Genomic DNA, 26,623 nt, shown 5'->3' on the forward strand with positions numbered 1-26,623 from the left:
CCCCGTTCATCAACTCATCGAGAACAATGGTCTCAATGTCATTTCAAGCCCGAGGATCATAAGGCCGATCAGAAACCATCGACGGAAGTTTTCCGGTCGGATTTTGCGGCGACAAGCCTGCCCTAGGAACATGCCAACCAGTGAAGGAACAATGGCCAGAACAGACACCAGCAGGAGATCACCGGAATATGCCTGCCTGCTCGAAAGCCCGATCGCAAGTGCAGCAGTCGAGACAGTAAAGGAAAGCCCGAGCGACTGCACAAGATCATCTTTTCTGAATCCTAGCGATTGCAGATAGGGCACAGCCGGTATGACGAATATCCCTGTAGCGCCCGCAATCAAGCCGGTCAGCAGCCCGATGACAGGTGACAGCAGGCGTTCAAGCTTTTCCGACACCTGTAGCTGGCGGGCGAACAACGTGTAGGCTGCATAGATAACGAGCGAAAAGCCCAGCATCGATGTGGTGACTGCAATGTTCCCCCCGACCAGAACCGCAGTTCCCGCAATGGTCCCGACTGCAATGGCAAGCATCATGCTCCAGAGACGGAGCATAAGCTGACCGAAGCTAGGCCCCGCCAGAAGCTGCCAAAGATTGGTGATGAACGACGGAATAATCAGCAGGCTTGCAGCTGCGAGCGGAGATATCAGCGCGCCCAATATGCCCATGGCGACTGTGGGCAGCCCCATTCCTGTCACGCCTTTGACAAAGCCGGCACCGAGGAATGTAACCGCAATCGTCAGGATCAAGGATAAAGAATAAGTCATGCCCCTGCTATAGCGACTTGGCCATCAGACGGAATGCGGAAGTTCCTTATCGAGCCTTCGGCTTTCCCATAGGCAGAATTCGCGCTAACATTGCTTATGCGCTTTGATCTTACCGACCTTCGCCTCTTCCTCGCTGTCGCCGATACCGGCAGCATCACTCATGGTGCGGCTGAAGTCGGCCTGTCGCTTCCAGCGGCAAGCGAGCGCCTGCGTGACATGGAGGCCTCCGGGCAGGTTTTGCTTCTGGAGCGGGGACGACGCGGCGTTGCCCTTACCGAAGCAGGCGAAGCCCTTGTCCATCACGCAAGAGCGGTCATGCGGCAGATGGCCGACCTGCATAGCGAATTGGGCTCACATGCCAAAGCCATGCGCACAGCCATTCGCGTCGCGGCCAATACCGCTACCGTCACCGAATATCTTCCGGCAAAACTCGCCGCCTGGATGGCAAAAAATCCTCGCATCGATGTGGAGTTGAAAGAACGACAGAGCAGCGATATTGCTCGTGCCATTTTGCGCGGTTTTGTAGAGATCGGAATTTTATCGGATGCGGTGGAAACTGCGGGTTTGGAACTGGTTCCTTTTGCAATAGATCAGCTGGTACTGATCACTGCCAGAAGCCATCCGCTGGCTGAACATAAGCGCGTGAGTTTCTCTGACATCCTGCAGGAACAGTTCATCGGTCTATCAGCTGGCGCACTGCAGGAGCACCTCGAAATTCAGGCAACCCGGCTAGGCGGCAGGCTTAAAATCAGGACGAAACTCCGCACGTTTGAAGGGGTCGGTAATATGGTGGCTGCCAGCGTAGGTGTTGCGATCATTCCGCAGACCGCCGCCCGACGCCTTAGAAAGACACTCCCCATTGCAACGGTCGCTATCTCCGATGCTTGGGCAAGAAGAAATCTGGCAATAGCGGTGCAATCCTTAGAAGAACTAACCACACCGGCCAGGAGCCTCGTCGATCACCTCGTCTTGAATGCTGAGCTTCCCGCAATCAAAACTGCATAAGATTAGCCCCGATCAGAAAGAACCTTCAAGACGATACGCCAGCGCACAGCGAAAACATGACAAGCGAGCTACCCAGACTTTGGTAGTACAAGCGCTTTCATTGAAGGTCAGGCATTGGCAAGCCGCCGGGATACATCTACATTCTTTTTCAAGCGCACCGAATAATTCTGCCGATTCAAGAGCAACAACGGTGCAGAAACATTTTATTGCAGTCATTGAATAGTATCGCATCTGATTGCCCGAAGCGCCCAAAGAGGCGTGGGGAACCAAATTCAGAATACCGGCACGCCCGCCGCAACATAGTCTGGGAGGACGCTATGATGAAAACTATCGCCGCTCTGGCGACAACACTTGCTATTTCCACCGCAGCTTTCACCGCACAGGCACAAAATTATCCGGAACGGACGATCACCATGGTCGTGCCTTTCTCAGCCGGTGGGCCTACCGACACTGTCACGCGACTTGTGGCAGAATCCATGTCCAAGGATCTCGGACAACAGGTTATCGTCGAGAATGTTGGCGGCGCAGGTGGAACACTCGGTGCCGGGCGTGTCGCAACCGCCGATCCGGATGGCTATACGCTTCTGCTTCACCATATCGGCATGGCCACAAGCGCCACGCTTTACCGCAAGCTCGCCTATGACACGCTGAACGCGTTTGAATATGTCGGTCTTGTCACGGAAGTTCCGATGACGATTGTTGCACGCAAAGACCTTGAGCCAACCGATCTCAAGGGGCTGATCGAATATGCCAAGGCCAACAAGGATACGGCGACGGTCGCCAATGCCGGTATCGGCGCGGCATCGCATCTTTGCGGCATGTTGTTCATGAGCGCGATTGAAACGCCGCTCGTCACAGTTCCCTACAAGGGAACCGGCCCGGCCATGACCGATCTTCTCGGTGGACAGGTCGACATCATGTGTGACCAGACCACCAACACGACGAAGCAGATTCAGGCCGGCACGATCAAGGCTTATGCCGTTACCTCGCCTGAACGTCTGGACGTGCTGAAAGACCTTCCGACTACCAAGGAAGCCGGTCTGGACGGCATGGAAGTGGGCATCTGGCATGGCATCTATGCCCCCAAGGGAACCCCGGCGGAAGTCACCGAACGTCTGTCGAAGTCGCTTCAGGTGGCCTTGAAAGACCAGAATGTGGTTGCCCGTTTTGCCGAACTCGGCACAAAGCCGTCTCCGGAATCCGATGCGACACCGGCCGCGTTGAAGGCCAAGCTCGAAACCGAAATCGCGCGCTGGAAGCCGATTATCGAAGCCGCAGGACAATACGCGGACTGATCGTACAGGAAACAATCAAGGCATGTCATCTGACGCGCCTTGATTGTCGTTTTCCCTTCGGCTGCACATCAAACTGCAGTCGACGGGATACACGACCGACGTCATATGCCGATCTTCCGGCATAGCCCTTTCAACGGCAAATCCGAAAGACGATTGGCCATGAACGAGCCCTCAAGGAAATTCTCAATAGATCCGACCAACGGATTGTGCGGTGCACTGCTCGCACTGACAGGTGCCTTTTTTGCCTATCAGTCGCTTGGTCTGGACCTCGGCACATCGTTACGTATGGGACCGGGATATTTCCCACTTGTCCTTTCCGGTGTGCTAATCCTGCTTGGACTGGTCATCCTTATTCAGGCTACACGTGTCTCCGGCGAGCCTATCGGCCCGATCGCTTGGCGCGGCCTGTTCTTTATTCTGCCTGCGCCGATATTCTTCGGCCTGACCGTGCGCGGCCTCGGCTTCGTACCGTCGCTGTTTCTGACCTGTCTCATCGCCTCTTTCGCCTCGATGCGTATGAAACCACTTGCAGCAATCATTCTTGCCGCTGCAATCACGGTCTTTTCGGTCATTGTCTTCAGCTACGCGCTCGCGCTGCCATATCAGCGTTTCGGGCCCTGGTGGCCGTTCTAAAGGGGGCACGAGCATGGAGCTTTTCAACAATCTTGCGCTTGGCTTCTCAACAGCATCGACGCTTGCCAATCTCGGCTTTTGCCTTATCGGCGTATTGCTTGGCACGTTGATCGGCGTTTTGCCGGGCATCGGTGCCACCGCGACCATTGCCATGCTTCTTCCGATCACGTTCCAGATTGGCGATCCGGTTTCCGCACTGATCATGCTTGCTGGCATCTATTACGGTGCCCAATATGGCGGGTCGACAACCGCAATTCTCATCAACATGCCGGGAGAATCCTCGTCGGCGGTGACGGCCATCGACGGCTACCAGATGGCGCGCCGCGGGCGTGCCGGTGCAGCACTTGCAATCGCGGCAATCGGTTCATTCTTCGCCGGCACTGTCTCCACCTTTCTGGTGGCGATCTTCGCTCCGCCACTCACAGAAATCGCCCTGAAATTCGGCTCGGCTGAGTATTTCTCGCTGATGGTCGTCGGGCTGGTGTCGTCCGTGGCACTGGCGCACGGTTCGATCATCAAGGCTCTGGCGATGGTTGTACTGGGGCTGCTGCTCGGTCTTATCGGTACTGACATCTACACCGGCACACCGCGTTTCACGCTCGGCATTACAGAATATGCGGATGGCCTCAATTTCGTTGCCGTTGCTGTCGGCGTGTTCGGCATCGCTGAAATTCTGCGCAATCTCGAAAATGAACATGCGCGCGAAGTGCTGATGGCCAAAGTCACAGGACTGATGCCGACGCGCGACGATTTCAAGCGCATGACTGCGCCAATCCTGCGCGGAACGGTCATCGGTTCGGCGCTTGGTATCCTGCCCGGCGGTGGTGCCATTCTGGCGTCTTTTGCTTCCTACACGGTGGAAAAGCGTATTTCCGATACGCCGGAAGAGTTCGGAAAGGGCGCGATAGCAGGCGTTGCAGGACCGGAATCCGCCAACAATGCCGGTGCGCAGACATCCTTCATTCCGATGCTCACACTCGGCATTCCAGCCAATCCGGTCATGGCATTGATGATCGGCGCCATGATTATTCAGGGCATCGTGCCAGGCCCGAATGTTGCAACAGAACAACCCGCCTTGTTCTGGGGTGTGATTGCGTCGATGTGGATCGGCAATCTCATGCTCATCATCTTGAACCTGCCACTGATCGGCCTGTGGGTAAAGCTTCTGACAGTGCCCTATTATGTGCTTTTTCCGATTATCATGACTTTCTGTTCAATCGGCGTTTATAGCGTCAATTCGAATGTCTACGATCTCTACGCAGTCGCCTTCTTCGGCTTCATCGGCTATCTGCTGGCCAAACTGCGCTGCGAACCCGCCCCCCTGCTGCTTGGCTTCGTTCTCGGCCCGTTGCTGGAGGAACATCTGCGACGCGCCATGATCCTGTCACGCGGCGACCCGGCAACCTTTTTCACCCGCCCGATCAGCGCCATTCTGCTCGCCATAGCTGCGGCCGTTCTCGTGGTCGTGCTGCTTCCATCGGTACGCAAGAAGCGCGACGAGGTGTTCGTCGAGGAAGGTTAACCTAGGTTAAGCCAAAAGATGACGCTGGAGCATTGATATGCTATAGGAACCGGGGGCTTGGCCGGGGGCCTGTATTGTCGTTTGAATCGCCAGCACAGAGGGAGGTGTCATGGCGGACGAACAGCGTCGAAGCTTCCGGCAGCGACTGGCTGCCATCGTCATTGCGGGTATCGGCACGGCCGCCGCAAGCGTATTCTCCTATGCAGCAGCAATTTATGAAGCAGCCAATCCTGAGCCTATGCGGGAACTGAACCCCGGCGAGACGGTCGATACTGGACGCTGGCACGTGGCGATAACCGGCGCGCGCTTTAGCTCTGTTCCACCGACCGGTGTGAAACCTTACGAGCCCAAGAACTACCTCATGGTCGATGTCAATCTGGACAATCGCTCCGCGTCGTCAGCCTATGCATCGCGAAGGCTCCTCACCCTCGATCCGCCAAATCCGGCGCTGAAAGACCCAATCGTTTACATCATCAAGGACAAATGGATTGCGAGCCCGATCAATCCCGGCATGCCGGAAAAGCTGACCGTAGTATGGGAATGGCCGCAAGGTGAAACTCCGCCGCAGAAAGTGCGGCTCCTCATTGGCAGTGAAATCTACAAGAAGCGGGATAATCTCTATGGGGCCTCTACATGGCTTGATCGGGACCCCATCGCGGTCATCCAATTGCCTGTTCATATGTCATCTGCCGAGAGCGAAGGATGATGGGCTGGCTCAAAAACACTCTCATGCTGTGCGTGGCCGCCGCCGCGCTATATGGCATGCAGCATTCCACCCCCTATTACAGCGATATCTTTTCCTCCGTAACCATTGAAGGACAGCAGGGAAAGCCAGCAGAAACCAGTCGTTTTGTCGTCGGCATCGTGAATGTTTATCGGGCCCGGCAACTGACGACACCCGGCATCGGAAGCACCCGCGCCTATAATACGGATGGCGAATGGCTGGTCATCGAGGCCGCAGCCAAAGCAAAGATCGAGAGCCTTGGCCTCGCGGCTGTCGAATGGCTTGGGCCGAACGGTATCCGCTACGCCATGAGCAAACGTCCGACTTATGCGCCCGGTATAGTCGGCTCAGAACGACTGGAGCCGGGGATTCCACGTCCTATACTGATGGTGTTTGAATTGCCGCGTGACCAGATCGCAGGTGGAAAGCTGCTCATTGCCGAATCTTCACTGACCCCTCTTTCAGAACAGGTGCAGATCAGCATGAACTCCACGGCGCAGGACAATGTCAGCCAGTCAATCGCGATCAAACGCATGGGGACCATCATGCCCTGGCAATTGGAGGTCAGCCAATGAGTGAAGCAGCCTCTTCAGGCGAGCGAAAATCGTTCTGGATATGCCTTGCTCTCCTGATTATCGCCCTGCCCCTTGCTGTTTTCGTGCGTTCCGACGGCGGTTTGTTGCGATGGATCGAGCAGAACCTGCAAGAGCCGATTGTCGTGCCGCGTGGCGATGTGCAGACTTATGCTGGTGCCAACTGGAAACTGGTCGCATTGGACAAGTTTCCAGGCACATTGCCAAAGACGAATATCGTGCTTGCAGAAATCGAAGTGACTATTCAGGACGGTGAACAGTTGAAACAGTTGATCCCCTGTTTCGTAACTGTGACGGACACTGAAGGCCGCAGCTGGTCGACGTTGTATGTATCCAATCAAGTAATCCAAAAACTGAAACCGGAAGCCGCCGACAAGCCGAAATGCTACGATCTTGCCAATGAAAATGGCAGCGCCCCGGTTCGTATCGTCGAGAGCTTTCTTGTTCCCGAAAACGTCGGAGAGCTTTCGCTATCGCTCTCTATGCTGGGGAAACAGCCTGAGCATCTGGTTCTAAAATAGCCCTGTTCTTCTGGCTCACCAACGCATATTCGAGGACTGCCGCCAGAAGTGCGATACGTATTGCGTCAAGCAGGATGCCGCCATCAAGCTCCGTCGGGCTACCGATCAGAATAGCCAGAACATTGGCGATGCGTTGCCAAATTTCGATATCGTATGGTCCAAGATAATGGGTCGTACCGTACCAGATCCATGCGCCGGTCCAGCTTATGGCACGGTAGAGAACGATAAACGACAGCAGGGTTCCAAGCCCTGCCCCGACGACCAGTTTCAGGCAGGTCCATACAGGCCGGTAGCGGCTGCGATAACCGCCCAGATAATGTGCAGTGAAGTCGCTCAACCACTTCCGGAAGGTCGTTCCGCGAGATGGGGCTGGCGGAACCGGTGCTTTCCTGGCGGACAGATCATAGCCGTAGATGATTGCGGCCATCACCAGCCAGACCATCGGCAGGAGCGCATAGAAGAACAGATTCTGCGCCTGTACCCAGAAGCTCGGTTGCTGGAACTCCACGGGCACAAAATTTTCGGCAGCGTAAGCGCTCATCGAAAACCATGCAGCACTGACATCGAAACTGTCGAGCAGGGACCCGGCCCCAATCCAGCGGATGAGATCATCCTTCCACTTGTCGAGCGCAAACAGACCTATGAATATCCAGCTTGCGTCGGCGCCGACAATCAACAGCCGCAACCAAGGTGAATGGACTTTCTCATTCGCCCGTTTGGCAATCCAGCGGATCAGCCAGCAGACGAAAATTGCCGCGATCAGGCTACCGGAACGCACAAGGTCGAATATGTGCATCTTCTCGCCAAAGGCTGTGCGCTCAAAAGCAAGCCGCGAATATTCGCGCACTGTGTCGCCAAGAAAGCCCCATGCGGCGTAATAGGCGAAGAACGGCAGAATGACGGCTGCCGTCACCATCAGCATACGGTCGGCCTTGCGATTGTCGGGCGACGGTGCGGTTCCTGCCGTAGCGGTTTGGCGCAACGAAGCAAGCGCTGGCAATCCGGGGCGCAGCGTGGCGAACATCGTCACCACGACGAGCAGCTTCACAAGTACGACCAGCGAAAGCACGACCATTCCGGCGAGCGGAAAGTATCCGCCCGCGCGTACCGCAGCATCGAGCAGCAAGTCGCGTGCAATATAGCCCAGCGTACCGATAAGCAGCAGCTGGGGCCAGAACCGTGCCAGAAGACGGGCTGTCAGAGCGAGCAGACCGCCGATATCCTTGAGCATCGTCATGGCCGCAGTTTAGCCAGCTGATTGGTAGGGCTCAATATATTTTATTTGTCTAATATATAGACCCGCACTTATCCACGCCGCGTGCCGGAAGATACGATGTCGAGATAGACAGCCAGAACAAGAATGCTGCCCTTGATGATCTGCTGCCAGAACGTATCGACGCCGAGCATGGACATGCCGTTGTCGAGGCTCGACATGATGAGCGCGCCGACCAGTGCACCCAGCACGGAACCAACGCCGCCGCGCATGGAGGTGCCGCCGATGAAACAGGAGGCAATGGCGTCAAGTTCGCCGCCCATGCCTGCCGATGGCGTGCCTGCCGCGAGGCGTGAGGTCGTTGTCAGGCCAGCCACCGCCGCCATCAACCCCATCAGTGCGAAGACGGCCATTTTGACGAAATTGACGTTCACGCCGGAAAAGCGCGTCGCTTCTGTGTTGGAGCCGACCGCATAGATGTGGCGACCGAACACGGTCTGTTTTGCAATGACAGTGAAGACGCCAAGGATCACCAGCAGGATCAGCACCGGAACCGGCACACCCTGATAGCTGTTAAGGATCAGGATAAAACCGAGGATCAGGATACCAATACCGAGAAGCCTTGCGACTTCCATTCCGGATGAAAGTGTCTGGAGATTATGCTTGCGCTTGCTGGCCCGCGTGCGCAGTGTCATCAGGATCAGCACGCCGAACAGGGCAATAGCGCAGAGATTGCCAAGCCAGCCCGGCAGATAGCCCTGCCCGATATATTTGAACTCCGGAGAGATCGGCGCAATGGTGACGCCACCCATAATGCCGAGCACGATGCCGCGAAACACAAGCTGGCCGCCAAGCGTGACGATGAAGGACGGTATGCCGAGATAGGCAGTCAGCCAGCCGTTAAAGGCGCCAAGCGCCACGCCGAGAACCAGAACCGTGCTGATCGTCGCCCATAAGGGCCATCCGTAGATCACGTCGAGAACGGCGGCGATGCCGCCCAAAAGCCCCAAAAGTGCGCCAACCGAAAGATCGATTTCACCGGCAACGATGACGAAAACCATCGCCGATGCGAGCATTCCGGTAATGGCCATCTGGCGTAGAAGATTGGAGAAGTTGCGTGCCGTCAGGAACTGCGAACGTCCCATTTCAGGATCGTAGGTAAGGATCGCAAACAATGCCCAGATGAGCGCAACCACAATCAGCAGCGCGACAATCTTATAATCCGCCAGAAACTTCCGAAGGCTTTTGCCCGTCAATGTCATATCATGCACCGGTCAAATTTGAGCATTTCCAGCAAAGATGTGAAACGGTTTTGCATAAGGAAAATGCGTGAAAACAAAGAGTTATTCGAGGATCAGGCCGCATTGGTCATCGGTTTGCCGATTGCAGCGGCAAGCACCTTCTCCTGGGTAAGATTTTCATTGGGGAAATCGCCACGCAGCGTGCCCTCACCGATCACGAGAACACGGTCGCTGATGCCAAGAACTTCCGGCATTTCGGAAGAGACCATGAGCACCGCGACACCCTGTTTCGCGAGTGCGAAGATCAGTTTGTAGATTTCATATTTCGCACCAACATCGACGCCCCGCGTCGGCTCATCGAGAATGAGCACCTTGGGGTCTGGCAGCATCATCTTCGACAGCACCGCCTTCTGCTGGTTGCCACCGGACAGGGATGCAATTTCCAGCATCGGATCGGCAGTCTTCACCTTGAGGCGCAGAATTTCGCGCTGGATCGTGGCCAGTTCCGCTTCCTTGTCGAGCAATCCGCGCAAGGAAAAGCGATCCAGCACGGAGACCGTCATATTATAGCCCACAGGCATGATCGGCAGGATGCCATCCTTCTTTCGGTCCTCCGGCACCATGCAGATGCCCTGTCGAACCGCATCACGCGGTGTGCGGATCTTCAGCTCCTTGCCTTCCAGAAAGACTTGCCCGTCATGCGCTCCGGGCCAGACACCGAACAGGCTGGACACCAGTTCCGTGCGCCCCGCGCCCACCAGCCCGGCAATACCGAGAATTTCACCGCGTCGCAGCGCGAATGAAACATTGTCGACCACCTTGCGATCCGGATTGGTCACATCCCAGCAGTTGATATTGCGCGCCTCGAAAACAACCTCGCCAATATCGTGCGGCTCGCGCGGAAACAGGTTTTTCATCTCGCGCCCCACCATCATGGTGATGATGGCTGGCGTGGTGAGTTCCGCCATCGGCTTCGTCGCGATATGCGTTCCGTCGCGAATGACCGTCACCGTGTCGGAAATTTCGGCCACTTCATCCAGCTTGTGGGAGATGTAGACACAGGCCATGCCTTGCGCCTTGAAGTCCTTGATGAGATCGAGAAGGACGCGTGTTTCGGATGCCGTCAGCGCCGATGTCGGCTCATCCAGAATGAGCAGTTTCGCATTCTTGTTGATCGCCTTTGCGATCTCGATCAACTGCTGCTTGCCACCCGGATAATGATAGACCGGAAGCGCGACATTGATGTCATGGATCTTGAGGCGCGCCAGAAGTTCCGTCGCACGCGCATTCATCTGGTCATAATCGATGAAGCCTCCGCTTGTCGGCTCCGATCCCAGAAAGATGTTTTCCGCAACCGACAGATGCGGCACCATCATGAGTTCCTGATGGATGATGACGATACCCGCGGCTTCCGTATCGCGGATGCCCGTCGCCTTCAGTTCCTGGCCTTCCCAGAAAATTTCCCCGCTCCAGGTGCCATGGGGATAAACGCCGGAAAGCACTTTCATCAGCGTGGATTTGCCCGCGCCGTTCTCACCGCAAAGGCCGACACACTCCCCCGCGCGCACTTTCAGGTAAATACCGTCAAGCGCTTTCACGCCGTTGAAGTCCTTACCGATATTGCGCATCTCTAGAAGATATTCGGACATCGCATATGACCTTGCAGTAACGCAGCAGAATGAGCCGTCCGGTTTCAAACCACACCATCTTCAGGCGGAAATGTTCCGGACAACGCTGTCACAGACAGCATCGACAAGTCGGTGAGGCCAGAAGCTGGATCATGATTTCCAGACTTCCGGCCCCACTATTCTCTCAAGGATAAGTCGCCGGAAAAGCTTACTTCCCTTCAATCTGCTCCTTGGTGTAGAAGCCGTCCTGAACGTAGATGTCGATATTGTCCTTGGTCACGGCAGTCGGCGTCAGCAGAAGCGTGTCGACCTGCTTGCCGCCATTGTCGAGCTTGGAATTGAACTCAGGCGTTTCACCCTTGACCATCTGGACGGTCAGCTTGGCAGCTTCCGAAGCAATGAGTTTCAGCGGCTTGTAGACCGTAACGGTCTGCGTACCGTCAATCAGACGCTTGACGGCGGCAAGGTCGCTATCCTGACCGGAAACAGCAGTCTTTCCAGCCAGTCCCTGCGCGGCAAGAGCCTGAATGGCGCCGCCGGCGGTGCCGTCATTTGAAGCGACAACCGCATCAATCTTGTTCTGTGCAGCCGTCAGAGCATTTTCCATGATGGAGAGCGCTTCCGTCGGGCTCCACTCCTTCACCCACTGCGAGCCAATGACCTTCACCTTGCCGGAATCGATAGCTTCTTTCAGAGCCTTTTCCTGTCCGGCACGGAGAAGCTTGGCGTTGTTATCCGTCGGCGAGCCGCCAAGGAGATAATAATTGCCTTCCGGCTTGGCCTTCAGGACGGCTTCGGCCTGCATGAAGCCGACGCGCTCATTGTCGAACGAGATATAGGCATCGATATCCGCATTGAGGATCAGACGGTCATAGGACAGAACCTTGATGCCGGATGCCTTGGCGTCAGCCACGACCGCATCGAAAACCTTGGAGTTCATGGGCACGATGACGATGGCGTCAACACCCTGCGCAATCAGGTTTTCAACCTGCTTGACCTGCTTTTCCTCGTTGCCGTCAGCCGACTGTACATTGACCTTGGCGCCCAGCTTTTCTGCTGCTTCAATGAAATAGTCGCGGTCACGTGCCCAGCGCTCGACGCGAAGATCGTCGATGGAAAAGCCAATGACCGGGTTTTCCGGCGAAGCATAGACCGGCGTGGACGCCATGGCGCCAATGCCCAAAGCCGCGGCAACCAGCGCGCCGGTCAGAAAATTACGACGTTTCATGCAAATCTCCTCCAAACAACACCGGCTTGCTACCGGCTGATACCAAACCGCGCCCCCGAACGTATTCCGCCCCCGGAGTTCGGCACGATAAAACAGCCCTCTTCAGAGCTGCTTATTCCTTGAATGGCTGATCCTCCCAAAGGCGCGTTACGCCAAGATCACTCCATCGGGACAGCATGCAAAAGACACACTGCCCCATCCTCGGGAACCATTGATACGTGAAGAAAAATGAATAGCAAGCATTTTTTGATTTACGTACCTCATTTTTGATCTTATGGTCCGCATCGAGGAGCGAGGATGAAACCTACAGTCCATGATATAGCCAGAACAGCGGGCGTCAGCCTTGCCACGGTCGACCGGGTGCTGAACGAACGTCCGGGTGTGAGAGCGAAGACGCGCGACCGGGTTATGGAAGCGATGAACACGCTCGGCTATGTGCGCGATGTGGGCGCTGCCAATCTCGCACGCGGACGGCTTTATCAGTTCGATTTTATTTTGCCGGACAATGAAAATACCTTCATGCTGAGCCTGCGCGCGGAACTGCAATCCGCGACAGAACGGGCTTTGGCTGAGCGTGTGCTGGTCAATGTCGTACTCGTTCCGGCCTTCGATGAAGCAGCACTTGTCGCAGCACTGGACGAATGTGCCTCACGCAAGCCCGACGGCGTTGCATTCGTGGCAGTCGACACCGATCCCGTGCGCGAAGCCTGCGCCCGATTGGGTGAGCAAGGTATTCACGCCGTCACGCTCGTATCCGACCTTGGGCATTCCACACGAACGCATTATGTCGGCGTCGATAACGGCGCAGCCGGACGCACGGCAGCGCGGCTTCTGGGGCTCTTTGCCAACGGAACGGAGGGGGCTCTTGCGGTGGTCGCCGGCTCGTTGAAAGTCCGCGATCATCAGGAACGTTTCGACGGTTTTACGGCAGCCATGAAAGCAGACTTTCCGGGCCGTGAGATATTGCCCGTTCTGGAAGGATTCGATGAAGGATCGCGGGTGGAACAGCTTGTCGGCAAGCTGCTTGACGAGCGCAGCGACATTGCCGGGATCTATAGCCTCGGCGCTGGCAACAGCGGTCTTGTGAAGGCGTTGGCTGAACATACATCCAATCGACCGCTCGTCATCGCGCACGAACGCGACAGCGTGACCTCAAAAGCGCTGACAGATGGCATTATCCATGCGGTGCTGGCGCAGGATGCGGGCCATGAAATCCGTAGCGCCATCCGGGTTCTCAAAGCATCTGCGGATCGTCTGGCGATCGTTCCGGGACAGGAACACATCCGCATCGAAATTTTCCTTAAAGACAACCTGCCGCATTTCGACTGACGCGCGGGCCACAACGCCTTTCCAACAGGAGTAAATATGTATCTCGGGCTCGATCTAGGAACATCCGGTGTCAAGGCGCTATTGATCGACCACGCGCAGACGGTGATCGGTTCGGCCCATGGCGAACTGGACGTGTCCCGCCCCCATCCGGGCTGGAGCGAACAGGACCCGGTACAGTGGATCAAGGCCTGCCGCACTGCAATTGATGGCCTGCGCGCGGCCCATCCGAAAGAGTTTTCGGCGATTGCCGGTATCGGCCTTTCCGGCCAGATGCATGGTGCCACCCTGCTGGACGAACAGGATCAGGTATTGCGTCCCTGCATCCTCTGGAACGATACGCGCAGCTATCGCGAAGCGGCCAAACTCGATGCCGATCCGGCGTTTCGCGCCATCACCGGCAATATTGTCTTTCCCGGTTTTACCGCACCGAAGCTGGTTTGGGTTGCCAATAACGAACCGGATATTTTTGCGCGCATCCGCAAGGTGCTGCTGCCGAAGGACTACCTTCGCCTCTGGCTGACCGGGGAATATGTCTCCGACATGTCGGATTCGGCAGGCACGAGCTGGCTCGATACCGGGGCACGCCATTGGTCGCGCGAGCTTCTGGACAAGACCAACCTCGATGAGAGCCAGATGCCGCGCCTTGCCGAAGGCACGGACGCAACCGGACGGCTGCGGGCCGAACTTGCCGCCGAATGGGGTATCGCCGGTCAACCGGTCGTGGCGGGCGGCGCTGGCGACAATGCGGCCTCGGCCTGCGGCATGGGTACGGTCAAGCCCGGCCATGCCTTCGTTTCGCTCGGCACATCAGGCGTACTCTTTGCCGCAAATGGTGCCTATCAGCCGAAGCCTGAAAGTGCGGTTCATGCCTTCTGTCATGCCTTGCCCGACACATGGCACCAGATGGGTGTCATCCTGTCCGCGGCAAGCGCGCTCGACTGGTATGCACGGCTTGTCGGCAAAACGGCACATGAACTCGATAAGGAACTCGGCGACACGCTGAATGCGCCGGGCAGCGCGACATTCCTGCCCTATCTCTCGGGTGAACGCACCCCGTATAACGATGCGAAGATACGCGGCGTATTTTCAGGCCTTGAGCATGAATCCGATCAGCGCGCATTAACGCAAGCCGTTCTGGAAGGCGTCGCCTTCGCTATCCGTGACAATCTCGCCGCGCTGCAATCGGCTGGCACCGATATCAAGTCGCTGACCGCCGTCGGTGGTGGCTCGCGCTCCACCTATTGGCTGAAGGCAATCGCGACCGCGTTGAATGTACCGATTACCTTGCCGGAAGAAGGCGACTTCGGTGGCGCTTTTGGTGCCGCACGACTGGGCCTCATTGCGGCAACCGGCGTCGATCCATTTGCCGTCTGCACGCCACCGCGTACGGAGCGCACGATAGAGCCGGAAGCCGCCCTGCTCCCTGCCTATGAGGAAGCCTATCAGCGCTATCACGCCCTTTATCCGGTACTTCACGCCCTCGCCGGTTAGTGACGCTGCCGCAAACAATCAGACATGACGACATTCGAACGGGAGGACACAATGAGCACCGGATTTTTCGGCGACATTCAAAAGGTTAAATATGAGGGGCCGGACAGTGATAGCCCGCTGGCATTTCGCCACTATAATCCGGATGAAATCGTGCTGGGCAAGCGCATGGAAGACCATCTGCGCTTTGCGGTCGCCTACTGGCACAGCTTTGCCTGGGAGGGTGGCGACCCGTTCGGCGGACGTACCTTCGACCGTCCCTGGTATTCCAACGAGCTGGATGCGGCAAAGCTCAAGGCTGACGTGGCCTTCGAGTTTTTCTCCCTGCTTGGCGCGCCCTATTATTGCTTCCACGATGCCGATGTGCGGCCCGAAGGGCGCAACTTTGCGGAAAACACGCGATATCTCAATGAAATTGTCGATATCTTCGAGAATAAGCAGGCCGAAACCGGCGTAAAGCTGCTCTGGGGCACAGCCAATCTCTTTTCCAACCGCCGCTATATGGGCGGGGCCGCAACCAATCCAGATCCCGATGTGTTCGCCTTTGCCGCAGCGACCGTAAAAAGCTGCATCGACGCGACGAAACGGCTCGGTGGTGAGAACTACGTGCTCTGGGGTGGTCGCGAAGGCTATGAAACGCTGCTCAACACCGATCTTGGACGCGAACTCGACCAGATGGGACGGTTCCTCAATCTGGTGGTCGAATACAAGCACAAGATTGGCTTCAAGGGCACGATCCTGATCGAACCGAAGCCGCAGGAGCCGACCAAGCATCAATATGATTACGACGTCGCGACGGTTTATGGCTTCCTGAAGCGTTACGGCCTCGAAAACGAAGTGAAGGTCAATATCGAGCAGGGCCACGCCATTCTCGCCGGTCACTCGTTCGAGCATGAACTGGCGCTTGCTCGTGCACTTGGCATTTTTGGTTCCATCGACATGAACCGCAATGACTATCAGTCGGGCTGGGATACCGACCAGTTCCCGAACAATGTGCCGGAAATGGCGCTCGCCTATTATCAGGTCCTGCTTGCGGGCGGCTTCACCACCGGCGGCACGAATTTCGACGCCAAGCTGCGCCGTCAGTCGCTCGATCCGCAGGATCTGCTGATCGGCCATATCGGTGGCATGGATTGCTGTGCACGCGGGCTGAAAGCAGCCGCCGCAATGCTTGAAGACGGCGCATTGTCCAAGCCGCTCGATGAACGTTATGCAGGCTGGAACGGCGATTTCGGCAAGAAGCTTTTGACTGGCCTCTCGCTGGACCAGATCACAGCTGAAGTCGAAACGAAGGACATCAATCCGCAGCCGAAATCCGGCCGCCAGGAGTATCTCGAAAACGTCGTCAATCGCTACGTTTGAAGCCAATAATCGACGGATACAAAAAAGGGCGCCACCAGCGCCCTTTCTTCTATTACATGTCAATTTCTAAAGCTTGACCCAGCCGCCGTTTTTCTGTGACGAGCGCACGCAGGCATCGATGAAAGCAACGCCCTTCAATCCGTCATCGACGGTCGGATAGATCACGGCACTGTCCGGCTTTTTGCCGTTGCGATGAGCTTCGATGGCATTGGCCGCTTCCGAATAGATCGTAGCAAAAGCTTCCAGATAACCTTCAGGATGCCCAGCCGGCACGCGGGTCACGCGGGCGCTCGCAGAGCCAGTACCGGCACCACCCCGCGTGATGAGCCGCTTTTGCTCGCCAAAAGGCGTGAACCAGAGATAGTTCGGGTCTTCCTGCGCCCATTCGATGCCGCCCTTTGTGCCATAGACGCGCAGGCGCAGCGCATTTTCATTGCCGGGCGCAACCTGACTGCACCAGAGCATGCCCTTGGCGCCGCCCGCAAAACGCAGCATCACATGCGCATTGTCGTCCAGGCGACGTCCCTCGACAAAACTGTCGAGATCGGCGGCAAGGCTATCAAGCGTCAAGCCGGTCACGAAGGAGGCGAGATTGAACGCGTGCGTGCCAATATCGCCGGTCGCGCCGCCTAGTCCCGATTGCGCCGGATCGGTGCGCCAGACAGCGCCCTTGGCACCGGTTGCCTCAACCGCTTCGGTCAGCCAGTCCTGCGCATATTCCACCTGTACGACACGAAGATCACCAAGATCGCCATTGGCGATCATCTCGCGTGCCTGCCGCACCATCGGATAGCCGGTGTAATTATGCGTCAGAACAAACAAGGCGTCGCTTTCATCGGCAACCTTTTTCAGCTTCTTCGCATCGGCAAGCGTCGAGGTCAGCGGCTTGTCGCAGATGACGTGAATGCCGCGCCGCAGAAACTCCTTGGCAGCTTCATAGTGAACGTGGTTCGGCGTTACGATGGAAACGGCTTCAATGCCGTTTTTCAGCCGCGCCTCACGAATGGCCATGTCCTTGTAGCTGGAGTAGATGCGGTCTTCGGCCAGCCCCAGTTCACGCCCCGAGGCCTGCGCCTTTTCCGCTGATGACGACAAAGCGCCTGCCACCAGTTCGAACCGGTTGTCGAGCCGCGCCGCCATACGGTGAACGCCGCCGATAAACGCGCCAGCCCCACCGCCCACCATGCCGAGGCGGATACGGGGAGCAGCAGTTTCCGTGGTCTTTGCTTCGATGGTCATTGCGTCCTCATAATCCAAGCATACGGCGATTGGCAGCGTCATCGGTGCCGCCGGATGCGAAATCGTCAAATGCCTTGTCGGTGACGCGGATGATATGCGCCTTGACGAACTCCGCGCCTTCACGCGCTCCATCTTCAGGATGCTTCAGCGCGCATTCCCATTCGACAACGGCCCAGCCGTCAAAATCGTTCGCGGCCATCTTGGAGAATACAGCGCCGAAATCCACCTGCCCGTCACCGAGCGAGCGGAAGCGGCCTGCACGATTGACCCAGCCCTGATAGCCGCCATAGACACCTTGCCGCCCGGTCGGATTAAACTCCGCATCCTTGACGTGAAACATCTTGATGCGGTCCTTGTAGATGTCGATATTGTCCAGATAATCGAGGCACTGCAGGACATAATGCGACGGGTCGTAAAGCATATTGGCCCGCGGGTGATTTTTGACCTGCTCCAGAAACATCTCGAAGGTCACACCATCGTGCAGGTCTTCGCCCGGATGGATTTCATAGCAGATATCGACCCCGTGCTCGTCGGCATGATCGAGGATCGGCTTCCAGCGTCGGGCGAGTTCCTCAAATGCGGTTTCGACCAGACCGGCAGGACGCTGCGGCCATGGATAGACAAACGGCCAGGCCAGCGCGCCGGAAAAGGTTGCATGCGCGCCGATGCCGAGATTGCGCGAGGCGCGGATCGCCATCTTTACCTGCTCAACCGCCCAGGCCTGACGCGCCTTGGGATTGCCGCGCACTTCCGGCACTGCGAAACCGTCGAAAGCTTCATCATAGGCCGGGTGCACCGCAACGAGCTGGCCCTGCAAGTGGGTCGAAAGCTCCGTGACTTCGACGCCGTTCTGGCGAGCGACCCCGGCGAATTCGTCGCAATAATCCTTCGATTCAGAAGCCTTTTTCAGATCGATCAGTTGGCTGGCCCATGTGGGAACCTGAACCCCGGCATAGCCTTTTTCGGCAGCCCATTTGGTGATGCCATCCCATGTGTTGAACGGCGCTTCATCGCCTGCAAACTGCCCAAGAAAAATCCCGGGGCCCTTGATCGTCTTCATCAAATTTCTCCTGAATATGCTCGGACCCCGCCATCAACCGGCATCGAGCAATTTGAGAGCGCGATTCGCGCTGCATATCGGGAATGAAAAGAAAAGCCGTGCGCCCGCTTAGACAGGCGCACGGTCTTCAAGCACCTTAGAACGGCGAATCCGGGAAATAGAAATCCTTCGCATTGTCCTTGGTGACGAGTGTTGCATCGAGGATGTAGCTGCCGCTCACAGGAATCTGGTCATAGAAATGACCGGCGGCGAGTTCCATGGCAGTTGAAACCATTGCTGGCGGATAGAGAACATCAACCGGCACAAGCTTGTCGCCATCCATCACCTTCTTGATCATGTCCTTGGAGCCTGCACCGCCCACAACATACTGGATGTCGCTGCGGTTGGCCTGCTTGATGGCTTCGAGAACGCCGACAAGCATGTCGTCATCCTGTGCCCAGACCACATCGATCTTCGGATATTTGGTCAGGAAGTCCTGCATGACACGGAAAGCATCATCGCGGTTCCAGTTGCCATACTGGCGATCCAGAACCTTCACGTTGGAGCCTTCAATGCCCTTGTCGAAACCGTCCTGACGCTGCTGATCGATCGGGATCGGCAGGCCGCGAATGACGACGACCTGGGCATCGGGCGTGGTCTTCTTGATATATTCGCCGGCGACCTGTCCGAGCGCCGGATTGTTACCGGCCACATAGAGATCGCGGATGGAATTGTCGTTGCTGCTCGGTGCGCGGTCGACCAGAGCGACAAAGGTTCCCTTGTCCTTGATTTCCTTGATGGCGTTGACGAGCGGATCGGGATCGGTCGGCAGAACAACCAGCCCGTCGAGGCCCTGTACGGCCAGATCCTGCAACGCATTGGCCTGCGATGCCGCATCGGGCGACGTCTTGACGATGACGTTGAGGCCCGGATGCTCAGCCATCAGAAGCTTCGCCACACGTTCGGCATGATAGACGACACCTGCCGTCCAGCCATGATCGGCAGCCGGGATCGACACGCCGATCGTCACTTTCTTGTCCTGTGCGCTTGCTGCACCGCCAAAGGCCAGTGTACCCGCCGTCAATGCGGCGAAAGCAAGCTTCATCAAATTCCCTCGCATAGTCTTCCTCCCAGTAAACACGGGGCTCTCATTCCTCTCAGGCTGGAATCGCCCCAACAATTCCGCCAATCCTTAAAGCGTGCCGCATTTCATCGTACTCGTAAGACACGCTTTAAGCTTTTGTTTTCATGCATGTCTTTATCCCAAAACCGCTTCCCGCTTTTGGGAGACACACATTAGACCTATCTTCGCGACAGCGAACGCTGCACCAGCATGGCGATAATGATGATCGCGCCCTGAATAGCCCCGAGCAGATATTCGCTGACGAAGTTCGACAGGATCATGATGTTGCCGATGATCTCCAGAATGAACGCGCCGCAGATCGTGCCCCAGATACGGCCCACCCCGCCGCGTAGAGCTGTTCCGCCAACAACGACGGCGGTAATCGCCTGCAGTTCCCACATCAGGCCGGTCGTGGCCGAGGTAGAACCCAGACGCGGCACATAAAGAAGCACGGCCACAGCGACGCAAAGGCCCTGAATGATGAAGGCTATAGTGCGCACTTTCTTGACGGAAATGCCGGAATAGCGCGCTACATCCTCGTTCGATCCGACTGCAATGACATGGCGGCCATAACGGGTCCGATAAAGGACGAATGCCGCAAGTGCCGCCGTCACGAAGATCACGATAACCGGCACCGGCACGCCAAGAATAGAACCAAAATAGGCCGGGCGATAAAGCGCCTGAATGTCCGGATTGCGCAAGGTGATCGCGCCACCTTGCGACAACCATGTGGTGAGACCACGATAGATGCCCATAGTGCCGAGCGTGGCGATAAAAGGCTCGATGCCGCCAACCGTCGTTATCAGACCATTCAACAGGCCGCAGGCTGCACCGACAATCAGCGCCAGCATCACGGCCGCAATCAACATCATCACCGGATCGGCAATCACTCCACTATTCATGAACAGGATCATGATACTGGCGACAAATGCCACCATTGCACCCACGGATAGGTCGAGCCCGCCGGATGAAATCACATAGGTGGCACCAAGCGCGATAATGGCTATGAAAGCGCTACGCGTTGCGACATTGAGAAGATTGTCGATGCTGATGAAGTTCGGGTTGGCAATCGTGCCCAGAACAAGCAGCAGGGCGAGCGCGATGAACGGGGCAATTGCCCGCAGATCCCAATCCTTGGACGTCCTCGCCACTGAGCTTTTATCGGTCGCAACCTGTGTCATCTACTTCCCACTTTATTGTTTTTATGCGGCATTTTCGGCTTCAACGCCGGTTGCAAGCACGACGATGTCATGTTCCGTCATACGGTCGCCTGTCACCTCACCGGCAACCCGCCCCTCCCGCATCACGACGATGCGGTCGCAGATACCGATCAGTTCCGGCATTTCCGACGAAACGACGATGATTGATTTCCCGTCATCGGCCAGATTGGCGATGAACTGATAAATCTGTTCCTTCGTGCCGACATCGATGCCACGTGTCGGTTCATCAATGATGACGATGGACGGATCGAGCATCATCATCTTGGCAAGCAAAAGCTTCTGCTGGTTTCCGCCCGAAAGCTGACCTGCCAGAATGTCCTTGCGGCCTGTGCGAATATCGAACTCGCGGATCGCATCATCGAGCGCGGAGCGTTCCCGATTGCGATCAATCTGCAAACCGCTCACGAATTTCTTCAATGAAGCTAGCGTGAGATTGACGCCCAAGTCCTTGGACAGAAGCAGCCCTTTGCCCTTCCGATCCTCACTGAGATAAACAATCCCCGCCTTCTGGCTTTCATGCGCATTGCGGAAATGGACCGGCTTGCCATTGTGGCGTGCATCCCCCTTACCGGGTCGCAGACCGACGATCCCTTCCATCAGCTCCGTGCGTCCGGCGCCGACCAGACCGGCAAAGCCGAGTATCTCGCCCCGGTTGAGATGGAAGCTCGCATTTTGCACGTAGCCGGGTACGCTGAAGTTATCGACTTCGAGAATGGCAGCGTTGTCATGCTGGCTTGCGCGGTCAGGATAAAGCTTTGAAACGTCACGACCGACCATCAGGCGGGCCATGTCGGACGGCTGTAATTCCGAAGACAGATGTGCTGAAACAAGCTTGCCGTCGCGAAGCACAGTCACGCGATCGGATATTTCCTTCACTTCCGGCAGACGATGCGAGATATAAAGAACAGCGACGCCCTTTGCGCGAATGTCGCGAATGACTTTCAGCAGCGCCTCCGTCTCAAACGGTGTCAGCGAAGCGGTCGGTTCGTCAAAAATCACCACACGATGCGGCACCAGCAGCACGCGGGCGATCTGGACCAGCTGGCGCTGCGCAATCGACAGGGAGCCGACAACCGCATCCGGATCGATATCGGCGCCCAGATCATGAATGGCCTTGCGCGCACCTTCGCGCATCGATTTATCATCGACAACCAGTCCACGGTTAAGCTCGCGACCAAGATAGATGTTCTGCGCGACGGTCAGATCGGGTGCGAGGAGAATTTCCTGATGCACCAGCACAATGCCCTGCGCTTCGGCCTCCACCGGCCCCGAGAAAGTAACCGGCTTGCCGTCGATGCGGATTTCTCCGCTCGTAGGACGCTCATTGCCTGCAAGCAACTTCATCAGCGTCGATTTCCCGGCTCCATTCTCGCCGATGATCGCATGGACTTCGCCGCCGAAAATGCGCAAATCGATATTTTTCAGAACCTGAACAGGACCGAATGATTTGGAAAGCGACACAGCTTCCAACAGTGCTGGCCGGTCATCTTTATCTGGCGCACTCATGCGCAACCGCCCACAGCGAACTGCCGCATTTTTTGCGTCTTTAATATGCTCTTTGCCGATAGTTCTGGCTGCACGTGAACTCCTCCCAAAGCGTCACGATAAAAAGCTTAGCTTTCGTTTTGAGGTACGTAAAGCAAAATATGCACTCCAAGGTGTTATCAAACCGGAGGAGCCCTGACCTTACAAGGCTTCTGCCGTTAAACAGAAAGGTTCTGATCAATCATCCTGATGGATCGGTTCATCGACAAATGTACCGCCCTGATAGACCGCGAGTGCTGAATCCGGCGCTGGTCGCGGCGTTGTCTTCTCCAGCTCGACCCGGAAACGTTCCGCATTGTCCTTGGGGTGCCAGCCGAGAAAACGGGCATGGCTGTTGTTCCACCACGCCGAATCGTTGTTCGAAACACCCCAGATAACGGGACATCCCAGCATCGGCGCCCGGAAAACACACTCAATCAGACCGGCGAAATCGTCATACGACATCCAGGTCGAAAGCATGCGATGATTGCGCGGCTCCTCAAAACAGGAGCCGATGCGAACGATTGCCGTCTCCTGACCGAACTTGTCATGATACATGCTGGCAATGGACTCACCGAAGCATTTTGAAATGCCGTAAAGACCGTCTGGACGTGTGGGCGCCTTTGCGTCGATATATTCGTCCTGTCTATAGAAACCGATCGTATGGTTTGAGCTGGCAAAAATGATACGCGGATGGCCATGCGCCCGCGCAGCTTCATACAGATTGTACATCCCGACGATATTTGCGTTGAGTATTTTGCTGAAAGACGCCTCGGTCGAAATACCACCGAGATGCAGAATACCGTCGCAACCTTCGACAAGACGCATGACTGCATCTAAATCGCCGAGGTCGCATTGAACCAACTCTTCATTGAGTTTGGCTTTGCCGAGATCGGCAACGTCGGACAGGCGCAGCAGCTCGGCTTTGCCGGCCAGTTTATCTCGCATTACGCGCCCGAGTCCGCCCGCAGCACCGGTAATCAGAAGTCTTTTCACGAAAATCTCCAATCGGACGGGATAGGGCAAAATTCGACCGTTCGGCTTGTGGGCGTCAGAGCCCTCGTGAACGGTTATCTTAAGGATGGAAAAGCAGCGTCCCCTCCCAGGTACGTCGCCGCGACAACCATCATACATGTCCAAAAGTGACGGTCAACGCCGACACAGCCAGCAAACTATCGCTTCCGGCGACGGAACGGACATGATTACTGATCCGGCAACAGGCTAGTCAGATTATCGATGAGCGGCGACCGGTTGTTCTTCATCGAAACCAGCCCCAGCCGAGCCAGAAGCGGCTCGCCTTCGATTGGACGGTAAGTCACTCCGGCCAGCTTGATCTGGGCAATGGCAGCGGGAACAATCGAAACGCCAAGATCGGCGGCGACCAGGTTTACGACCGACGGCATCTGCGGTGCTTCCTGCGCGACGATCATTTCAAAGCCTGCATTTCGGCAAGCCTCAACCACATCGTCGTAAAGGCTAAGCCCCACAATGCGCGGGAAAAGCACGAATGCCTCATTTGCCAGAGCTGAAATCGGCAGCTTGGGATGGACGGCAAGCGGATGATGGCTCGGCAGGGCGATCAGCATCGGCTCATCAGCCAGCCGTTTCATGCGCACATCCTTGGGGTTTTCCAAACCGGGTCGGATGAAGGCGGCGTCCACTTCCCCCCTGACCAGCTTTTCCATCAGAAGATGGCTATTCATCTCCGTCAGGGTCAGCCGGACATCGGGCCATCTGGCGCGAAATTTACGGATCGTGCCGCTGACGACCGGATTGAAGGCAGACGAAGCGGTAAAGCCCAATGCCAGCCTGCCGGTTTCTCCCCGTGCCGCGCCTTGCGCTGCGAGCTTCGCCTTCTCGGCGGCAGCAAGAGAAGCCTTCGCTTCATCGAGGAAAGCCGTTCCTGCTGCGGTCAGTTCGGCTCCATGCGGCACGCGATGAAATAGCGCAACACCGATCTCGTTTTCGAGGTCGCGTATCTGCTGGCTGAGCGGTGGCTGGCCGATACCGAGCTTCGCAGCCGCGCGTGTAAAATTGCCCTCTTCGGCCACGGCCAGAAAATAACGCAGATGACGCAGTTCCATCGCCATATCCAAAAGCTATTACAATCGTCACTTCCATATATTGGACAAATGAAACATCTTTGACTAGATCAAAAAGCGGGAGGATTTGAAAAGGCAAAGTCATGTCACGCCTCGCAGAACGCAGCCTCGACAGCGTCAGAACACCGGAAAGCCAGCTCAAGCTCGTTTCAGCTCCCACGGCAACCGAACAGAAAAATTATCTCGTCAAGGGCACGCCGGCATTCCGCAATGCGAGCATCGCGCTGTTCCTGTCCGGCTTTGCGACCTTCTCCCTGCTTTACTGCGTCCAGCCGCTGATGCCGCTTTTCGCGCATGATTTTAACATCACGCCTGCAGCCAGCTCCTTGTCGCTTTCTGTTTCGACAGGCTTTCTAGCCTTTGCAATTTTCTGTGCCGCAGCTGTATCCGAACGCTTCGGACGCAGGACACTGATGTTCGCCTCGCTTCTCGGCTCCGCACTCTGCACAATAGCCAGTGCATTGGTGCCGGACTGGCATATGCTGCTCGTCATTCGCGCCCTGCAGGGCCTGCTGCTTGGCGGCGTGCCTGCGGTCGCCATGACCTATCTGGCAGAAGAAATCGACCCGCGTGGCCTTGGCGCGTCAATGGGACTTTATATTGCTGGCAATGCATTCGGCGGCATGGCGGGCCGTGTCATCGCCGGAACGCTCGCAGAGTATTTCTCCTGGCGCGTCGGCCTGGCAGGTATGGGCCTGCTGGGACTAGCCGCATCCATTGGTTTCCTCCTCCTGCTGCCCGCCTCGCAGAACTTCGTCCCGCGTCCCGGCTTCAATGCACGGTTTCACCTCGGCGCGTGGATCGGTCACATCCGCAACCCGGCCTTGCCACTGCTCTTTGCCATTGGCTTTCTCGTGATGGGTTCGTTCGTCACCATCTATAACTATATCGGTTTCCGCCTCGTGACGGCGCCTTATAGCCTCAGCCAGACAGCGCTCGGCGCCATTTTCACGGTCTATCTGTTCGGCATTGCAGCTTCATGGCTTGCTGGCAGAATGGGCGACAGGCTCGGCTATTTCACCGTGCTTCCCATCGGGCTTGCCATACAGGCTGCGGGCTGTCTTCTGACCCTCTTTGCACCGCTGCCTGTCATCATTGTGGGTATCATCCTCGTGACAGTCGGCTTCTTCGTCAGCCATTCGGTCGCCAGCGCTCTGGTCGGTCGGCTGGCACTCCACACAAAGGGACATGCGTCATCGCTCTATCTGCTCGCCTACTATCTCGGCTCCAGTGTTGCCGGTGCAGCAGGCGGCTATTTCTGGGTTGCGGATGGATGGTCTGCGGTTGCCGAATTCACCTTTGTCATGCTTGCCATTGCGTTCGCAGCGGCACTGGGTGCAGCCCGCCTGTCAAGCCGGAACTGAGATTGGACAAAAAGATAAAATTTTATGGAACCATCTTCATTCCAGCGCGTTCATGCGGCTCGGAAGGAGAATGATTGCATGCAAATTGTCGATGCTCTGGTCAAAAGATGCGGCAAGGAAAATTCCTATCAGGTAGAATTCATCGGTGAAGATGGCGAAACTGTTTGCGTATCCTTCCGCCACGATTCCGAGGAAGAGTTGAGCCACCACGACGCCATTGCGAGCGCGCTTGCCAAGATGGCGCCGCTCACAGCTTATGGTGCAGCGTTCATCAGCATCCTGTCGGCCAACAAGTTGAACACGGCCGCCACAGCGGCCTGATAAGTTCCAATAGGAAAGCCCTGCGCTCCAGCTGGAGCGCAGGGCTTTTTGTGTCTCTTGATCTGCCTTTTTGAACCGCTTTGGGATTGATATCCTTCTGAAAATTGCCTAGCTGCTTGACAGGAGCGAAGCAATTGACGGAGG

Annotated in this window: 24 protein-coding genes; 12 read left to right on the forward strand and 12 right to left on the reverse strand. The window is 56.6% G+C overall.

All coding sequences use genetic code 11. The features are described 5' to 3' along the window. Positions 1 to 9: 9 nt before the first annotated feature. Positions 10 to 765, reverse strand: a complete 756-nt coding sequence (locus FG152_RS14475; protein WP_010658623.1) for a sulfite exporter TauE/SafE family protein — start codon at positions 763 to 765, stop codon at positions 10 to 12. A 96-nt stretch (positions 766 to 861) separates the two neighbouring features. Between FG152_RS14475 and FG152_RS14480 the strand changes: the two genes are divergently transcribed. The 7 genes from FG152_RS14480 to FG152_RS14510 all read left to right on the forward strand — a co-directional run bounded on the left by FG152_RS14480 (position 862) and on the right by FG152_RS14510 (position 7,058). Further along, positions 862 to 1,770 (forward strand): LysR substrate-binding domain-containing protein, encoded by a 909-nt coding sequence (locus tag FG152_RS14480; RefSeq protein ID WP_010658622.1) that lies wholly within the window; start codon positions 862 to 864, stop codon positions 1,768 to 1,770. Positions 1,771 to 2,087: 317 nt separating this feature from the next. Further along, positions 2,088 to 3,065, forward strand: coding sequence for a tripartite tricarboxylate transporter substrate-binding protein (locus FG152_RS14485; RefSeq protein ID WP_010658621.1), 978 nt, complete (start codon positions 2,088 to 2,090; stop codon positions 3,063 to 3,065). Positions 3,066 to 3,224: 159 nt separating this feature from the next. Then, positions 3,225 to 3,698 carry a tripartite tricarboxylate transporter TctB family protein gene (locus tag FG152_RS14490; RefSeq protein ID WP_010658620.1) on the forward strand — a complete coding sequence of 158 codons (474 nt, stop codon included), beginning with the start codon at positions 3,225 to 3,227 and terminating at the stop codon, positions 3,696 to 3,698. 13 nt (positions 3,699 to 3,711) lie between these two features. Continuing rightward, a complete protein-coding gene (locus FG152_RS14495; protein ID WP_010658619.1) occupies positions 3,712 to 5,220 on the forward strand; it encodes a tripartite tricarboxylate transporter permease in 1,509 nt (502 codons plus the stop codon). Between the two features lie 109 nt (positions 5,221 to 5,329). Then, positions 5,330 to 5,926, forward strand: coding sequence for a hypothetical protein (locus FG152_RS14500; RefSeq protein WP_010658618.1), 597 nt, complete (start codon positions 5,330 to 5,332; stop codon positions 5,924 to 5,926). Beyond that, positions 5,926 to 6,519, forward strand: a complete 594-nt coding sequence (locus FG152_RS14505; protein WP_010658617.1) for a hypothetical protein — start codon at positions 5,926 to 5,928, stop codon at positions 6,517 to 6,519. The genes FG152_RS14500 and FG152_RS14505 overlap by 1 nt, the downstream gene beginning before the upstream one ends. Continuing rightward, positions 6,516 to 7,058, forward strand: coding sequence for a hypothetical protein (locus FG152_RS14510; RefSeq protein ID WP_498986964.1), 543 nt, complete (start codon positions 6,516 to 6,518; stop codon positions 7,056 to 7,058). The genes FG152_RS14505 and FG152_RS14510 overlap by 4 nt, the downstream gene beginning before the upstream one ends. Here the strand turns inward: FG152_RS14510 and FG152_RS14515 are convergent. From FG152_RS14515 to xylF, 4 genes are all read right to left on the reverse strand, one after another. Further along, the gene (locus tag FG152_RS14515) at positions 7,018 to 8,295 is read right to left on the reverse strand and encodes a hypothetical protein (protein ID WP_151576813.1); all 1,278 of its coding nucleotides are present in this window, start codon (positions 8,293 to 8,295) and stop codon (positions 7,018 to 7,020) included. The two genes, FG152_RS14510 and FG152_RS14515, sit on opposite strands and share 41 nt — an antisense overlap. A gap of 68 nt (positions 8,296 to 8,363) precedes the next feature. Continuing rightward, positions 8,364 to 9,533, reverse strand: a complete 1,170-nt coding sequence (locus FG152_RS14520; RefSeq protein WP_010658614.1) for a sugar ABC transporter permease — start codon at positions 9,531 to 9,533, stop codon at positions 8,364 to 8,366. A 92-nt stretch (positions 9,534 to 9,625) separates the two neighbouring features. After that, positions 9,626 to 11,161, reverse strand: coding sequence for a xylose ABC transporter ATP-binding protein (locus tag FG152_RS14525; RefSeq protein WP_010658613.1), 1,536 nt, complete (start codon positions 11,159 to 11,161; stop codon positions 9,626 to 9,628). A 187-nt stretch (positions 11,162 to 11,348) separates the two neighbouring features. After that, on the reverse strand, positions 11,349 to 12,368 hold the full coding sequence (gene xylF, locus FG152_RS14530) for a D-xylose ABC transporter substrate-binding protein (RefSeq protein ID WP_010658612.1): 1,020 nt from the start codon (positions 12,366 to 12,368) through the stop codon (positions 11,349 to 11,351). A gap of 297 nt (positions 12,369 to 12,665) precedes the next feature. Between xylF and FG152_RS14535 the strand changes: the two genes are divergently transcribed. Genes FG152_RS14535 through xylA form a run of 3 tightly spaced genes read left to right on the forward strand, consistent with a single transcriptional unit; the run spans position 12,666 to position 16,547 of the window. Further along, positions 12,666 to 13,697, forward strand: a complete 1,032-nt coding sequence (locus FG152_RS14535; protein ID WP_010658611.1) for a LacI family DNA-binding transcriptional regulator — start codon at positions 12,666 to 12,668, stop codon at positions 13,695 to 13,697. Positions 13,698 to 13,733: 36 nt separating this feature from the next. Continuing rightward, entirely contained in the window at positions 13,734 to 15,188 is a 1,455-nt protein-coding gene (gene xylB / locus FG152_RS14540) for a xylulokinase (RefSeq protein ID WP_498986970.1), read from the forward strand. A 51-nt stretch (positions 15,189 to 15,239) separates the two neighbouring features. Next, positions 15,240 to 16,547, forward strand: coding sequence for a xylose isomerase (gene xylA, locus FG152_RS14545; RefSeq protein ID WP_010658609.1), 1,308 nt, complete (start codon positions 15,240 to 15,242; stop codon positions 16,545 to 16,547). Positions 16,548 to 16,613: 66 nt separating this feature from the next. On the opposite strand, the gene FG152_RS14550 is transcribed toward xylA, so the two are convergent. The 7 genes from FG152_RS14550 to FG152_RS14580 all read right to left on the reverse strand — a co-directional run bounded on the left by FG152_RS14550 (position 16,614) and on the right by FG152_RS14580 (position 24,776). After that, entirely contained in the window at positions 16,614 to 17,786 is a 1,173-nt protein-coding gene (locus FG152_RS14550; RefSeq protein ID WP_010658608.1) for a Gfo/Idh/MocA family protein, read from the reverse strand. Between the two features lie 7 nt (positions 17,787 to 17,793). Next, a complete protein-coding gene (locus FG152_RS14555) occupies positions 17,794 to 18,846 on the reverse strand; it encodes a sugar phosphate isomerase/epimerase family protein (protein WP_010658607.1) in 1,053 nt (350 codons plus the stop codon). Positions 18,847 to 18,982: 136 nt separating this feature from the next. Continuing rightward, on the reverse strand, positions 18,983 to 19,945 hold the full coding sequence (locus FG152_RS14560) for a substrate-binding domain-containing protein (protein WP_010658606.1): 963 nt from the start codon (positions 19,943 to 19,945) through the stop codon (positions 18,983 to 18,985). Positions 19,946 to 20,127: 182 nt separating this feature from the next. Then, positions 20,128 to 21,129, reverse strand: coding sequence for an ABC transporter permease (locus tag FG152_RS14565; protein WP_010658605.1), 1,002 nt, complete (start codon positions 21,127 to 21,129; stop codon positions 20,128 to 20,130). Between the two features lie 21 nt (positions 21,130 to 21,150). Beyond that, entirely contained in the window at positions 21,151 to 22,674 is a 1,524-nt protein-coding gene (locus FG152_RS14570; protein WP_010658604.1) for a sugar ABC transporter ATP-binding protein, read from the reverse strand. A 216-nt stretch (positions 22,675 to 22,890) separates the two neighbouring features. Next, entirely contained in the window at positions 22,891 to 23,688 is a 798-nt protein-coding gene (locus tag FG152_RS14575) for an NAD-dependent epimerase/dehydratase family protein (RefSeq protein WP_010658603.1), read from the reverse strand. Positions 23,689 to 23,894: 206 nt separating this feature from the next. After that, positions 23,895 to 24,776 (reverse strand): LysR family transcriptional regulator, encoded by an 882-nt coding sequence (locus FG152_RS14580; protein ID WP_010658602.1) that lies wholly within the window; start codon positions 24,774 to 24,776, stop codon positions 23,895 to 23,897. Positions 24,777 to 24,877: 101 nt separating this feature from the next. Between FG152_RS14580 and FG152_RS14585 the strand changes: the two genes are divergently transcribed. Next, a complete protein-coding gene (locus tag FG152_RS14585; protein WP_010658601.1) occupies positions 24,878 to 26,158 on the forward strand; it encodes an MFS transporter in 1,281 nt (426 codons plus the stop codon). Positions 26,159 to 26,236: 78 nt separating this feature from the next. Continuing rightward, positions 26,237 to 26,479 (forward strand): hypothetical protein, encoded by a 243-nt coding sequence (locus FG152_RS14590; RefSeq protein WP_010658600.1) that lies wholly within the window; start codon positions 26,237 to 26,239, stop codon positions 26,477 to 26,479. The last annotated feature ends 144 nt before the right edge of the window (positions 26,480 to 26,623 follow it).

This window comes from Ochrobactrum sp. XJ1 (genome assembly GCF_024701725.1).
Taxonomy (GTDB): Bacteria; Pseudomonadota; Alphaproteobacteria; order Rhizobiales; family Rhizobiaceae; genus Brucella; species Brucella anthropi.

Excerpts from the sequence above, each read along its gene's own strand:
- FG152_RS14475 (WP_010658623.1), bottom strand. The coding sequence starts at position 765 with ATGACTTATTCTTTATCCTTGATCCTGACGATTGCGGTTACATTCCTC.
- FG152_RS14480 (WP_010658622.1), top strand. The coding sequence starts at position 862 with ATGCGCTTTGATCTTACCGACCTTCGCCTCTTCCTCGCTGTCGCCGAT.
- FG152_RS14485 (WP_010658621.1), top strand. The coding sequence starts at position 2,088 with ATGATGAAAACTATCGCCGCTCTGGCGACAACACTTGCTATTTCCACC.
- FG152_RS14490 (WP_010658620.1), top strand. The coding sequence starts at position 3,225 with ATGAACGAGCCCTCAAGGAAATTCTCAATAGATCCGACCAACGGATTG.
- FG152_RS14495 (WP_010658619.1), top strand. The coding sequence starts at position 3,712 with ATGGAGCTTTTCAACAATCTTGCGCTTGGCTTCTCAACAGCATCGACG.
- FG152_RS14500 (WP_010658618.1), top strand. The coding sequence starts at position 5,330 with ATGGCGGACGAACAGCGTCGAAGCTTCCGGCAGCGACTGGCTGCCATC.
- FG152_RS14505 (WP_010658617.1), top strand. The coding sequence starts at position 5,926 with ATGGGCTGGCTCAAAAACACTCTCATGCTGTGCGTGGCCGCCGCCGCG.
- FG152_RS14510 (WP_498986964.1), top strand. The coding sequence starts at position 6,516 with ATGAGTGAAGCAGCCTCTTCAGGCGAGCGAAAATCGTTCTGGATATGC.
- FG152_RS14515 (WP_151576813.1), bottom strand. The coding sequence starts at position 8,295 with ATGACGATGCTCAAGGATATCGGCGGTCTGCTCGCTCTGACAGCCCGT.
- FG152_RS14520 (WP_010658614.1), bottom strand. The coding sequence starts at position 9,533 with ATGACATTGACGGGCAAAAGCCTTCGGAAGTTTCTGGCGGATTATAAG.
- FG152_RS14525 (WP_010658613.1), bottom strand. The coding sequence starts at position 11,161 with ATGTCCGAATATCTTCTAGAGATGCGCAATATCGGTAAGGACTTCAAC.
- xylF (WP_010658612.1), bottom strand. The coding sequence starts at position 12,368 with ATGAAACGTCGTAATTTTCTGACCGGCGCGCTGGTTGCCGCGGCTTTG.
- FG152_RS14535 (WP_010658611.1), top strand. The coding sequence starts at position 12,666 with ATGAAACCTACAGTCCATGATATAGCCAGAACAGCGGGCGTCAGCCTT.
- xylB (WP_498986970.1), top strand. The coding sequence starts at position 13,734 with ATGTATCTCGGGCTCGATCTAGGAACATCCGGTGTCAAGGCGCTATTG.
- xylA (WP_010658609.1), top strand. The coding sequence starts at position 15,240 with ATGAGCACCGGATTTTTCGGCGACATTCAAAAGGTTAAATATGAGGGG.
- FG152_RS14550 (WP_010658608.1), bottom strand. The coding sequence starts at position 17,786 with ATGACCATCGAAGCAAAGACCACGGAAACTGCTGCTCCCCGTATCCGC.
- FG152_RS14555 (WP_010658607.1), bottom strand. The coding sequence starts at position 18,846 with ATGAAGACGATCAAGGGCCCCGGGATTTTTCTTGGGCAGTTTGCAGGC.
- FG152_RS14560 (WP_010658606.1), bottom strand. The coding sequence starts at position 19,945 with ATGCGAGGGAATTTGATGAAGCTTGCTTTCGCCGCATTGACGGCGGGT.
- FG152_RS14565 (WP_010658605.1), bottom strand. The coding sequence starts at position 21,129 with ATGACACAGGTTGCGACCGATAAAAGCTCAGTGGCGAGGACGTCCAAG.
- FG152_RS14570 (WP_010658604.1), bottom strand. The coding sequence starts at position 22,674 with ATGAGTGCGCCAGATAAAGATGACCGGCCAGCACTGTTGGAAGCTGTG.
- FG152_RS14580 (WP_010658602.1), bottom strand. The coding sequence starts at position 24,776 with ATGGAACTGCGTCATCTGCGTTATTTTCTGGCCGTGGCCGAAGAGGGC.
- FG152_RS14585 (WP_010658601.1), top strand. The coding sequence starts at position 24,878 with ATGTCACGCCTCGCAGAACGCAGCCTCGACAGCGTCAGAACACCGGAA.
- FG152_RS14590 (WP_010658600.1), top strand. The coding sequence starts at position 26,237 with ATGCAAATTGTCGATGCTCTGGTCAAAAGATGCGGCAAGGAAAATTCC.